Source organism: Dyella sp. (assembly GCF_035503745.1).
Taxonomy (GTDB): Bacteria; Pseudomonadota; Gammaproteobacteria; order Xanthomonadales; family Rhodanobacteraceae; genus Dyella_B.
The window spans coordinates 32,817-46,017 of record NZ_DATJTC010000011.1 but is presented as its reverse complement, the minus strand read 5'-3'; the positions used below and the strand labels follow the sequence as shown (position 1 = coordinate 46,017).

At 62.3% G+C, this 13,201-nt stretch carries 7 protein-coding genes; 2 read left to right on the top strand and 5 right to left on the bottom strand.

What is annotated here, in order from left to right; all coding sequences use genetic code 11:
• Positions 1 to 32 precede the first annotated feature (32 nt).
• The gene (locus VME63_RS04110; protein ID WP_325430534.1) at positions 33 to 1,229 is read left to right on the top strand and encodes a DUF3667 domain-containing protein; all 1,197 of its coding nucleotides are present in this window, start codon (positions 33 to 35) and stop codon (positions 1,227 to 1,229) included.
• Positions 1,230 to 1,233: 4 nt separating this feature from the next.
• On the opposite strand, the gene VME63_RS04105 is transcribed toward VME63_RS04110, so the two are convergent.
• On the bottom strand, positions 1,234 to 1,506 hold the full coding sequence (locus tag VME63_RS04105; RefSeq protein ID WP_325430532.1) for a hypothetical protein: 273 nt from the start codon (positions 1,504 to 1,506) through the stop codon (positions 1,234 to 1,236).
• A gap of 101 nt (positions 1,507 to 1,607) precedes the next feature.
• Between VME63_RS04105 and VME63_RS04100 the strand changes: the two genes are divergently transcribed.
• Positions 1,608 to 3,800, top strand: a complete 2,193-nt coding sequence (locus tag VME63_RS04100; RefSeq protein WP_325430531.1) for a primosomal protein N' — start codon at positions 1,608 to 1,610, stop codon at positions 3,798 to 3,800.
• Between the two features lie 8 nt (positions 3,801 to 3,808).
• Here the strand turns inward: VME63_RS04100 and VME63_RS04095 are convergent, their stop codons facing one another.
• The 4 genes from VME63_RS04095 to VME63_RS04080 form a co-directional block, all read right to left on the bottom strand.
• Positions 3,809 to 7,045, bottom strand: coding sequence for an efflux RND transporter permease subunit (locus VME63_RS04095; protein ID WP_325430529.1), 3,237 nt, complete (start codon positions 7,043 to 7,045; stop codon positions 3,809 to 3,811).
• A 218-nt stretch (positions 7,046 to 7,263) separates the two neighbouring features.
• Entirely contained in the window at positions 7,264 to 8,748 is a 1,485-nt protein-coding gene (locus VME63_RS04090; RefSeq protein ID WP_325430527.1) for an efflux transporter outer membrane subunit, read from the bottom strand.
• Positions 8,732 to 9,949, bottom strand: coding sequence for an efflux RND transporter periplasmic adaptor subunit (locus VME63_RS04085; RefSeq protein WP_325430525.1), 1,218 nt, complete (start codon positions 9,947 to 9,949; stop codon positions 8,732 to 8,734). Before VME63_RS04085 ends, VME63_RS04090 begins: the two co-directional genes overlap by 17 nt.
• Positions 9,939 to 13,175, bottom strand: a complete 3,237-nt coding sequence (locus VME63_RS04080) for an efflux RND transporter permease subunit (protein WP_325430523.1) — start codon at positions 13,173 to 13,175, stop codon at positions 9,939 to 9,941. Before VME63_RS04080 ends, VME63_RS04085 begins: the two co-directional genes overlap by 11 nt.
• Positions 13,176 to 13,201 lie beyond the last annotated feature (26 nt).

Here is a 13,201-nt window from a genome sequence, read left to right as displayed (position 1 = left end):
AAGATCGCAGGCTGCAACGCGGGGGATTGGGCATGAAGGAACTGACGTCATTCGAAGGCGTGCATTGCGCCAACTGCACCACGCCGATGCGGGGCGAGTACTGCCACCATTGCGGGCAGTCGATCCACAGCGTGCTCAAGCCGGTGCACGGGATGTTGGAGGAGTTCCTGGAAACGGTCCTGCACATCGACGGGCGCATCTTCCACACGCTCCCGCCGCTGATGCTCAAGCCCGGCTTCCTCACGCTGGAATATTTCAGCGGACGGCGGGTGCGCTACATCGCGCCGTTCCGGCTGATGTTCGTCACCTGCCTGCTGTCCTTCTTCGTCATGCACCTGGCGGCCGACCAGCTTACCTACCGGATCGACCATCGCCACCAGCAACTGGTGCTGGCCGGCAACGGTAGCGATTTCTCCAACGACGAGACCGCCGGCAAAGTGCAGAAGGATCTCAGCCGGGATCTGGCCGCGCTAGACGCGACCCGGGCCGAGAACTCCGGCCCCAACGGCAATCCTGCGATCGTGGCGCAGGTTGACCGCATGGAGCAGACCTACCGCGACGAAGCCAAACGCCGCCTGGCCACACTCAACCCGGCCGCCGCCGCGACCGCACCGGCCGCCGCCAGCAGCGCTGCCGGTGCCGCGCAAAAGCCGTCCTCCGATGAGGACGAGCACGAAAAACCGATCAAGCCGATCCATATCAGCTGGCTGCCGGACTTTGCCAATCGCCGGCTCACCGCATCGTCGCAGCACATGGCCGACAACGTGCGCGCGCTATTCCACGGCGACGCCACTCAGCGCCAGGAAGCGCGCGACCACCTGATCACCAACGTGTTCAGCGCGCTGCCCGAGACCATGCTGGTGCTGATCCCGGCTTTCGCCCTGCTGCTGACGCTGATGTACGTATTCAAGCGCCGCCTTTATATGGAGCATCTGATCGTGGCCCTGCACAGCCACGCCTTCATCTTCGCCACCCTGCTGCTGGTCACCCTGGCCGGCATGGCCTCGACCTGGCTCAAGCCCCACGCTTCCTGGGTGGGGGTGTTGCTGGGACTGGTGCAGGCGGTGCTGTTTCTATGGATTCCGGCCTACCTGCTGATCATGCAGAAGCGCGTCTACCGGCAGGGCTGGGTGCTGACGATCGTAAAATTTGGCTTCGTGGGCTGGCTGTACACCTGGCTGTTCGGATTTGCCCTGGGTGCCGCCGCGATCCTCGGCCTGGCGCATTAGATTGTCACTTTTCCGGAGCTGAAAGCTCGGTTTTGCACAGCGTCAAGGGATTGACATACGCGGGCGTCAAGTGTGCGGGGACGGCTGCAACAGAATCGAAGCAATTACGCAACACATTGATAAACATAATTAATTTTAACTGGTCAAAACTTGAGCAGCGTGTCGATAGCGGCGTATTAATGGGCAATAAAGCATGCTCTCCCCGGCGCATCCACAGACTTATCCACAACTCTTGTGGATAAGGGAAAAACCACGTTGCGATGAGCCACTTAGCCATGGTTCCTCGATGACAGAGCAGCAATCGCCGGCAAGCGTCCAGCGCAACATCTTTCGTACGTCCGGGCTTGGGTCGCAGTGAGCCCGGATACACTCGCAGCCATGCCGGCCCCCCTTCTTGCCACGCCATCGGTGCTTCGCGTCGCGCTGCCGGTCCCGCTCCCCACCCTGTTCGACTACCTGCCGCCCGCCGCGGGCCAGGCCCAGGCCGGCAGCCGGGTGCTGGTGCCGTTCGGCCGCGGCAAGGCGGTCGGCGTGGTGGTGCAGACCGACGTGCCGGCCAACGTCAACAACACACGGCTCAAGCGCGTGCTGCGCGTGCTGGACGACACGCCGCTGCTCGATGCCCCATTGATGGGCACACTGGCCTGGGCCGCCGACTACTGGCTCGGCGCCCCCGGCGATGCCTACGCCAACGCGCTGCCGCTGCTGCTGCGCCAGGACAAACCGCTGCCGGAAACCCACGAGCCGATCTGGTGGTTGACCATCGCCGGCCAAAGCGCGCTCGATGCCGGCAGCCGGCGCGGCAAAAGCCTCGCCTTGCTGCAGGCTTTGTCCGCCGGCCCCATGTCGGCCGCCGAACTGGATACATCCCTGCCCGACTGGCGCGCCGCCGCACGCCGGCTGACCGAGGCCGCGCTGATCGAGCGCGGCGAACAGTCACCCTCGCCGCCTGGCCCCACCGTCGATGCGCCCGTCCTGCACCCCGAACAAACCGCCGCCGTGCAAGCCGTGGCCGAAGCGTTCGGCCGCTTTCAGCCATTCCTGCTCGACGGCGTCACTGGCAGCGGCAAGACCGAGGTTTATCTTGCGCTGATCGAACGTGCGCTGGCGCAAGATCGGCAGGTGCTGCTGCTGGTGCCGGAAATCGGCCTGGCGCCGCAGACCGTGCGCCGCCTGCGCGAGCGGCTCGGCGTGCCGGTGGAAGTGCTGCATTCCAATCTCGCCGAAGGCGAGCGCGCCCGCGCCTGGCTGCGCATGCGCGAAGGCAGCGCCAAAGTAATGCTGGGCACGCGCTCGGCGGTGTTTACGCCGCTGCCGCATGCCGGCTTGATCATCGTCGACGAAGAGCACGACAGCGCCTACAAGCAACAGGAAGGCTTCCGCTACCACGCGCGCGACATCGCGTTGCTGCGCGGCCGCGCCTTGAACGTGCCGGTGCTGCTGGGCTCGGCCACGCCCTCGCTGGAGACCCTGGCCAATGTGGAAGCGGGACGCTACCAGGCGTTGCATCTGCGCTCGCGGCCCGGCGCCGTGCGTCCGCCGCAGGTGCAGATCGTGGACATGCGCGCCCAGCACCTGGAGCACGGCTTGTCGCCGGCACTGTTGCACGCGGTCGGCGAAACGGTGGCACGTGGCGAACAAGTGCTGGTATTCCGCAACCGCCGCGGCTACGCGCCGGTGCTGCTCTGCCACGCCTGCGGCTGGCATGCCGAATGCCCACGCTGCGAACATCCGCTCACACTGCATGCGGCATGGCGCAAACTGGTGTGCCATCACTGCGACCATCAAGCGGCGGTACCCGCGGCCTGTCCGGCCTGCGGCAGCCCCGACTTGAAGCCGCAGGGACAGGGCACCGAACGTCTGGAGGAAGCGCTTACCGAGCGCTTTGCCGGCACGAGGGTGTTGCGCATCGATCGCGAGACCACCCGCCGCCGCGATGCCTTCGAGCAATTGCTCGGCAACCTGCAGGCGGATGCGCCGGCAATCCTGGTCGGCACGCAGATGCTGGCCAAGGGACACGATCTACCCAATCTCACCCTGGTCGCCATCGTGGGCGTGGACGAAGGTTTGTTGAGCGTGGATTTCCGCGCCAGCGAACGGCTCGCGCAATTGGTCGTGCAGGTGGCCGGACGCGCGGGGCGCGCGCGCAAGCCCGGACGCGTACTGCTGCAGACGCATCATCCCGATCATCCGCTGCTGCACAGCCTGCTTGCGCGCGGCTACGCCGCGGCCGCGAAAGAACTTCTGACCGAACGCAAGCAAGCGTGCCTGCCGCCTTACGGCCACCAGGTGCTGCTACGCGCCCAAGCACATCAGCGCGCCGCGGTGGATGCGTTTCTCTCCGAAGCGCTGCACGCACTACCGGATGTCGATACGCTGCAAATCGCCGGGCCGATGCCTGCCCCGATGCCCTTGCGTGCAGGGCAGCAGCGCGGCCAGCTATTGATCGAAGCCGGCACGCGCCGCCAGTTGCATGCAGCGGTGCGGCCATGGTCGCTGCAGCTGGCGCAGCTGCCCAGCGCACGCAAGGTGCGCTGGTCGCTGGACGTCGATCCTATCGATCTCTACTGAACTACGGCTCACGCCGCACCGTGAAGCCCGGCGGGCGAGTCCAGGCCCACGGCATGCTGCTCGCGGCCATGAACCATACTGAAGACCACCGGCACGAACAGCAGCGTGGCGCAGGTTGCAAACAGCAAGCCACCGATGACGGCACGGCCGAGCGGAGAATTCTGTTCGTTCGTAACGGCCATCGGCAACATGCCGATGATCATCGCCAGCGCCGTCATGCATACCGGGCGAAAGCGCGTAAACCCCGCCTCCAGCGCCGCCTTCAGCGCATCGCCGTGCTCGGCCAGCCGCTCGCGCGCAAAACTCACCACCAGGATCGAGTTGGCCGTCGCCACGCCCATGCACATGATCGCCCCGGTCAACGCGGGCACCGACAAAGTCGTATGGGTAACGAACAACATCCACACGATGCCAGCCAGCGCCGCGGGCAAGGCCGTGATGATGACGAACGGATCCAGCCACGACTGGAAGTTCACCACGATCAGCATATAGATCAGCACGATCGCACCCAGCAATCCGAACAGCAGCCCTGAAAACGCCGTGTTCATGGCCGTCACCTGGCCCAGCAGGCGGACCATCGATCCCCTTGGGCGATCCTTCGCCGCCGCGTTCAGAACCCGCTGAATATCGTCCGACACGCCGCCCAGATCGCGCCCTTGCACGGAGGCATAGATATCGAAAGAAGGCGCGATGTTGTAATGCGAAACCACCGCAGGCGTGGAACTGCGCGTGATCTTCGCAAGCGCGCCGAGCACTTGTCTTGCACCCGTCGCGGACGATGTGATGGGCAGGCTTTGCAAATCTGCCAAGGTGTCCATGCGGTATTGTGGAGTCTGCGCTACGACGGCATAGGAAACTCCGTTGGCATGGTTGAGCCAAAATGTGGGAGCCACCTGCAAACTGCCGGCCAGCGATGCGACCATGCTATTGGTGACGTCATGTTCGGTGATGCCAAGCTCGTCGGCCCGCACACGATCGACATCCACGTTCAATTGCGGCGTGCCGGTCGATTGCTGCAACCTCACGTCCACAATGCCGGGTATCGCACGCATCGCGCGCAAAAGACGAATGGCGTAGGCCTGGTTCGCCTTGTTGTTTGCCCCCGAAACCTTCACGTCCAGCGGAGCTGGTGCGCCGAAATTGAGAATCTGGCTGACCATGTCCGCCGGCAGGAACGCAAACGTCGTACCGGGAAATTCGCGCGGCAGCACCGCACGCAACGCCTTGACGTAACCGGCGCTGGGGTCGTGGCCCGGCCGCAGCAGCACCTGGATGTCGCCGTCCTGGGGACCGATGGTGCCGGTGTTGCTGTAGACCATGTTGATGCCGCTCAACGGCAGGCCGATGTTGTCGATAATGTTGCCGATCTGGTCAGGCGGAATGATTCTGCGGATGGCGTTTTCTACATGGTCGAACTCGGCGGCGGTATCTTCGATGCGCGTACCGATGGGTGCGCGCACGTGAATGGCGATGGCATCCTCGTCGGTCGATGGGAAAAAATTTCTCCCCAAAAACGGCACCAGTAAAAACGATGCCAGGACGAATGCCAGGAATCCGCACACGAAGCGCTTTCGCGACGCCAGGGCCAAGGTCAAGGTGCCATGGTAGCTGTCGCGCACCTGAGTAAAGCGGTGCTCGAAACGTTGCTGAAGCGATACCAGCAGGCTGCGAAGGGCACCGCGGGCAAGAAGCGGATGCGGCTCGCCTTCGTGATGATTGAGATAGGCATCCTCCGGGTGGTCGCCCACACCGCTCTCGGGCGCGTGGGGTTTCAGCAAATACATCGCCATCGTCGGCACCAGGGTGCGCGACAGGAAGAACGACGACACCATCGCAAAGATTACGGCCAATGCCATGGGCCGGAACAGGAAACCGGCGATGCCGGTCAGCTGGAACATCGGCACGAATACAATGCAAATGCAAAGCAGCGACACGAAGGCAGGCGTCACGATCTGCCGGGCGCCATCCATGATGGCCGTCCGCACGTCCTTGCCTTGCTCCAGATGCCAATTGATGTTTTCGATGGTGACGGTGGCATCGTCCACCAGGATACCCACCGCCAGCGCAAGCCCTCCCAGGGTCATGACATTCAAGGTCTGCTTGAATGCCGCCAAAAGCGCGATCGCCGACAACACCGCCAGCGGAATCGATATGGCGATGATGACGGTAGAGCGCCAGCTCCCCAGAAAAGTCAGGATCATGAGCGAGGTCAGGCAGGCGGCGATAATGCCCTCACGGGCAACGGACGCGATGGCACCGCGCACGAAGATCGACTGGTCGCCCATCAAGGTAATTTTCAAGTTGCGCGGCAAGGTTTCCTTCGCCAAAGGCAACAATTTCTTGATGCCGGCCACGATGGCCAGCGTCGATACATCGCCGCCTTTGAGCATGGGCATCAACACGGCCCGGTGTCCGTCAACACGCACCACGTTCTCCTGGGGCGGCGAGCCGTCGCGCACATGCGCGACATCGCCTATGGTGATGGTGGCGTTATCGACCGTCTTGATGGGTAGACGATTGAGTTCCTCGATCGCTAACGGGCTGTTATTCAAATCGACCGTGTATTCGTAATCGCCCACCTTCATGGTGCCGACGGGCACAATCTGGTTCTGCGTTGCAAGCGCATTCCCCACGTCCTGAGCCGACAACCCCTTGGCAGCCAGCGCCTGCGGATCGAGGTCGAGCATGATTTGCCGTTGCTTGCCTCCATAAGGCGTTGGTATGGCCACGCCCGGGACCGAAACCAGCATCGGCCGCAAAAAGTTTTGCGCGAGATCGCGGATTTTTTGTTCCGATAACTGGGTGCTGGAAAGCGCTATCTGCAAGATGGGAACGGTGGACGCGTTGTAATTAATGATGTCCGGCGGCGTAATGCCAGGCGGCATTTGTTTGAGCACGGTCTGCGAAATCGAGGTCACCTGCGCTGTGGCCGTACGAATGTCCACGCCTGGCTGGAAGAAAATCTTGACCACGCCGACACCGGGCAACGACTGCGATTCTATGTGCTCGATATCGCTGACCGTGGATGTCAATTGCCGCTCGTAGTAATACACCACGCGACCGGACATCGCTGCCGGCGACAGGCCGTTGTAAGTCCACACGACGCTGATCACCGGGATGCCGATGTTCGGAAAAATGTCAGTCGGAGTGCGCGCGGCCGACAGCGGGCCGACGAGAAGGATGAATAGCGCCAGGACCACGAACGTGTACGGACGTGCCAGCGCAAGGCGGACTAGAACCAACATAGTTGGGGTTCCAGCAACCACAGTTGCCGCGAGTATCGCGCAATCGCACACTGCGCGATGCCAGATTATTTCAAGCGTATGTCGATCCGTTCATAAAGCCGTTTATCGGCCTGAGCAGATGCATCGCGCAATCACATTTCGATCGGGCGCGCGAAACCCAAGCCCTCCGGACTACAACGGGAGAGCTTGCCGACATCGTCACGTCACGCACTATCCCATCAGCGCATGCCGCTATGTTTTGACTCACTGGCTTGGGCCGTGGACGCGGCATCGATACCTGCGGTGTCGCGCCGCCAGCCGCCGCCCATCGCCCGCACGAGATCCACGCTGGCCTGCAAACGTCTTGTGCGAATGGTTTCGGCATCTTGCTGCGCCGACAGCGCCGCTGTTTGCGCCACCACCACTTCAAGGTAGTTGACGATGCCTTCGCGGTAACGATTGGTGGCGATCTTGAGTGTCTGCTGTGCCGCGGCAAACGCCTGATCTTCCTGCTGCGCCTCGGCGCCCAGGTCCTGCAACAGCACCAGGTCATCCTCCACTTCGCGGAATGCGTCCAGCACGACCTGCCGATAGTCGGCCGACGCTTCCGCGAATTCGGCGTGCGCCTGGCGCAACTGGGCGCGGCGCAGTCCGGCATCAAACAGATTCAAGGTCGCCAGCGGTCCCAGCGCCCAGAAACGATTGCCTATCGAGAGCAAATTGCCGAAGCCTGTGTTCTGGAAGCCGTACGCACCGGACAGACTCAAATCCGGAAAGAAGGCAGCGCGAGCGATGCCGATCCCCGCATTCGCAGCGTAAACGCGACGCTCAGCCGCCGCGATATCGGGGCGACGCTCAAGCAATGTCGAGGGTACGCCAACCGGTGTTACCGGCACCGTCAGCTGCTCGCGCACGGGCGGGATCGAGAAGCTCGACGCCGGCACGCCGATCAGGCTCGCGATGGCGTGCTCCGTCAAAGCGCGCTGGGCGGTCACGTCCATGACCTGCGCTTGTGCATCGTGCAACTGGGTTTGGGCTCGCGATACGTCCAATCCCGAGGCAACCCCGCCGCTGTGGCGATTTTCGGTCAGCTCAAGCGCACGCTGATAGGCATTGAGCGTGTCCTGCAGAATGCCGACCTGGATGTCGTAACCGCGCAGGCGCACATAATCTTCGGCCAGCCGCGCCTCCAGGCTCAGTTTGGCCGAGGCGAGATCCGCCTTCGACGCCTGCGCCAGTGCGTGTCCCTGGCTGACTTCGTTGCGAATGCGTCCCCACAGATCCAGATCGTAATTGGCTTGGACGCCGGTCGTATCGCTGTTGTATTCGTTCGGCTCGTTGCTGCCGCGCAACGGACGGTTATCGGACTGCCGCGCGCGCAGCGGATCGGCCGAAAAATTCAAACTTGGAAACAAGCCCGAGCGCAGCTGGCTCTCAAAAGCCCGCGCCGTGTCATACCTGGCCAACGCGGCAGCTAGACTGGGATTGTCGGCATCGAGCCTGGATTCCAACCGGTTGAGCGCGCCGTCGTTGTAAATGGCCCACCAGTCGCCGCGCGAAAATTCGTCAGCGGGGGTTGCTACCTTCCATGCCGTATCGCCCTCTTTGTAGCTGCTCGGCATCGGCGGCAGATTGGGTGTGCGATACGTCGGCGCCAGCGAGCAACCGCCAAGCAAACATGCGGCGACGACGGCGGCGAGCCGAAGATCAACGCGCCGATTCACGACTCTTCTCCGCGGCGACATCTTGCTTTGCTGCACCCTGATCCACATCGCCTTCAACACGAACCTTGTCGCCGTCCATCAACGAATCGGGCGGATTCTCGATAACCAGGTCCGTGGGCTTGAGCCCTTGGTTGATCTGCAGGGTCGTACCCAGATCCACCGCAATATGCACATCGTGCAAGTGCGCGCGTCCATCCGGGCCAAGTACCGCCACTTGCGCGCCCTTCGAACGGAAGATCAGGGCGCTGGCCGGTACGCTGACCATGTTGGGATCGATCGGCATGTTGAGCGACACGTCGGCGTAGTCGCCAGGCTTCAGTGCGCCGTCGCCGTTGTCGGCCACGAACTGCGCCAGCAAACTGCCGGAATTCTGGCTGATGGCCTCGGACGTGCCGATCAAGGTGGCCTGAAACGTGCGGCCGGGCAATTCGGGCACGTTCAGCGTCACCTTCATGCCAGGCTTGATGCTGTTGGCGTTGACCTCCGGCACCGGCACATATAGACGCATGCGGCTGGTGTCGGCGACCGTGAACAATTCCGGGCCGCTTTCGTTATTGGCCGTAATCAGATCGCCCACGTCCGTGCGGCGCGCCGTCACCGTGCCGTCGAAGGGAGCGACGATCTTCTTGAATCCTTCCAACGCATTCAAACGATCGACGTCGGCCTTGGCCGCCAGGACCGTCGCCTGCGCGGCCTCGGCTTCGCCGCTTTTTTCATCGGCTTCCTGCTTGGAAACCGAATCGGAAGAAAGCAAATGCTGCCAGCGCCGTGACGTGATGTTGGCAAGGTTCGCATCGGCTTGCGCCTTCGCCAGTACCGCTTTGGCCTGCTCGAGCTGTTGATCCAATTCCGGCGTATCGATCACGGCAAGGACATCGCCCGCCTTGACCTTGTCGCCGATATCTTTGTACCAAGCTTTGAGATAACCGCCTACGCGAGCATGAATCGGGGCGCTGTACCAGGCTTCCAGATGGCCCGGCAGCGTGATCATGCGTTCTTTGGCAGGATCCAGGGAAGGCGCCAGGCGTACGCTGGGGATCAATTGCGCATCGGTCCATTGCACCAGTTCGTGATGCTCGTGGTACCGGAGCGCCAGGCCAAGGACGACCGCGAGCAAGGCAACCACCGTACCGCCGATGCCGACGGCCTTCAGATGCGGCGGTTTCTGCGCGACTTGCACGGTTACTGGATTATGCGACATGGGGAATTCCTGGGATAGTGTCCAGATCGGAGGCTTGTTGCTCACGGCCATGGACGATACTGAAGACCACCGGCACGAACAGCAGCGTGGCGCAGGTAGCAAATAGCAAGCCACCTATCACAGCCCGGCCCAAAGGCGAGTTCTGCTCGTGCGTGATAGCCATCGGCAGCATGCCGATAATCATGGCCAGTGCGGTCATGCATACCGGACGGAATCGTGTGAAGCCCGCTTCCAGCGCCGCCAGCGTCGCATCGCCGTGCTCGGCCAGCCGCTCGCGCGCAAAGCTCACCACGAGAATCGAGTTGGCGGTGGCCACGCCCATGCACATGATGGCACCCGTGAGCGCAGGCACCGACAACGTCGTATGGCTGACGAACAGCATCCACACAATGCCCGCCAACGCGGCCGGCAACGCGGTGATGATCACGAAAGGATCCAGCCACGACTGGAAGTTCACCACGATCAACATGTAAATCAGCACGATCGCGCCGAGCAGGCCGAACAACAGGCCGGAAAACGCCGTGTTCATCGCGTTCACTTGGCCGAACAGACCCACCGTGGAGCCCTTGGGACGATCCTTCGCCGCCTGATCGAGCACATGTTGGATGTCATTGGCCACCCCGCCAAGATCGCGCCCCTGTACGGCGGCGTAGATGTCGAACGATGGCGCAATGTTGTAGTGCGTCACCACGGCGGGCGTAGACGTGCGTACGACTTTGGCCACCGCACCGAGGATTTGCTCCGCGCCGGAGCCCGACGAGGTGATCGGCAGGCTGTTCAGATCGGCGATGGAATCGGCGTTGTACTGGGGTGTTTGCGCCACGATCGGATACGACACGCCATTGGCGGGGTTCAACCAGAATACGGGAGCCACCTGCGAACTACCTGCCAGCGTGGACACCATGCTGTCGGTCACGTCGTGTTCGGTAATGCCAAGCTCGTCCGCGCGAACGCGATCCACATCCACGTTTAATTGTGGCGCGCTGTTGGATTGCTGCATGCGGACATCGGCAATGCCGGGAATGCTGCGCATCCTGCGCATCAGTTCAAGCGCGTACGATTCGTTCGCACTGGAATTGCGCCCCGACACTTTCACATCCAGCGGCGCCGGCGCACCGAAGTTAAGGATCTGGCTTGCCATGTCCGCCGGCAGGAAAGCGAACGTCGTGCCGGGAAACTGGCGCGGCAACACCGTCCGCAGCTTACTGACGAATTCGTCAACCGAATCGTGATCGGGCTTTAGCAGCACCTGGATGTCGCCATCCTGCGGCCCGATGGTGCCGGTGTTGCTGTAAACCATGTTGGTGCCACTGAGCGGCAGACCGATGTTGTCGACGATGTTGTCGAGCTGGTCCGGCGGAACCACGCGACGAATGGCCGCTTCGATGTGATCGAACTCCGCCGCCGTATCCTCGATACGCGTGCCGACCGGCGCGCGCACATGGATGGCGATGGCGCCGGCTTCCACGTTCGGGAAGAAATCGCGCCCCAGGAACGGCACCAGCGCGAAGGAAACAAGCACCACTGCCAGGAAACCGAGCACGAACCTGCGCCGGTTGTCCAACGCCAGCGAAAGCGTACCGTAGTAAATCTCGCGAATGCCCGAGAAGCGATGTTCGAAACCCTGCTGGAAGGACACCAGCGCCTTGCGCAGCGGGCCGCGCTTCATCGCCGGATGCTGGTCGCCGACGTGGTGGTTGATAAAGGAGTCTTCCGGATGGTCGCCCGGCGGAGGTTCGACCACGTGCGGTTTGAGCAAGTACATCGCCATCGTCGGAACCAGCGTGCGCGAGAGCAAAAACGACGACGCCATCGCAAAGATCACCGCAAGCGCCATGGGCCGGAACAGGAACCCGGCAATGCCATTGAGCATAAACATCGGCACGAACACGATGCATATGCAAAGCAGTGACACGAAGGCCGGCGTCACAATCTGCTTGGCGCCATCCATGATCGCCGTATGCACGTCCTTGCCCTGCTCAAGATGCCAATTGATGTTCTCGATCGTCACCGTGGCATCGTCAACGAGAATGCCCACCGCGAGCGCAAGCCCGCCCAGCGTCATGACGTTCAAGGTCTGCCCGAACGCCGACAACAGGGCGATGGCCGACAACACTGCCAGCGGGATCGATACGGCAATGATGACCGTGGAGCGCCAGCTCCCCAGAAACACCAGAATCATGACCGAAGTGAGGCATGCCGCGATGATGCCCTCGCGCGCCACCGAGGTAATTGCCGCGCGCACGAATACCGACTGGTCGCCCATCAGTTTCAACTTGAGGGAAGACGGGAGGGTTTCTTCGGCCAGCGGCAACAGCTTCTTGATGCCGGCGACAATCGCCAGCGTCGAAACGTCGCCGCCCTTGAGAAAGGACATCAGCACGGCGCGGTGACCATCCACGCGCACTTCGTTCGTCTGCGGCGGCGATCCGTCGCGCACGTGTGCCACATCGCCGATGGTGATGGTTGCGCCGTTGACGGTCTTGATCGGCAGGTTGTTCAGTTCTTCGATGACTTGCGGGCTATCGTTGAGATTGACGGTGTATTCGTCATGGCCGATTTTGATCGTGCCCACGGGAATGATCTGGTTCTGCGCCGCCAAGGCGTTGCCTACGTCCTGCGCGGAAAGGCCCTTGGCGGCGAGCGCCTGCGGGTCAAGGTCGATCATCACCTCACGGTTCTTGCCGCCGTAGGGGGTTGGAATCGCCACGCCCGCCACCGACACCAACATGGGACGCAGGAAGTTCTGCGCGGTGTCGAGAATCTTCTGCTCCGACAGCTTGGTGCTCGATAACGCCATCTGCAGGATCGGTACCGTGGAAGCGTTGTAGTTGATGATCTGCGGCGGCGTAATGCCCGGAGGCATCTGCTTGAGCACCGTCTGCGAAATCGACGTGACCTGTGCCGTGGCCGTGCGCACGTCCACGCCGGGCTGGAAGAAGATCTTCACCACGCCGATGCCCGGCAGCGACTGCGACTCGATGTGCGACATGTCGCTGACCGTGGAGGTCAATTGGCGCTCGTAGTAGTAAATCACGCGGCCTGACATTGCCGCAGGGGACAGGCCGTTATACGTCCACACCACGCTGATCACCGGGATGCCGATGTTCGGGAAGATATCGGTGGGGGTTCGCAGCGCAGCCAGCGGTCCTACGATCAGGATGAATAGCGCAAGCACAACGAACGTATAGGGACGCGCAAGCGCTATCCGGACGAGAGCCAGCATTCGGTTACTTCCAGCGTGCGTTGACG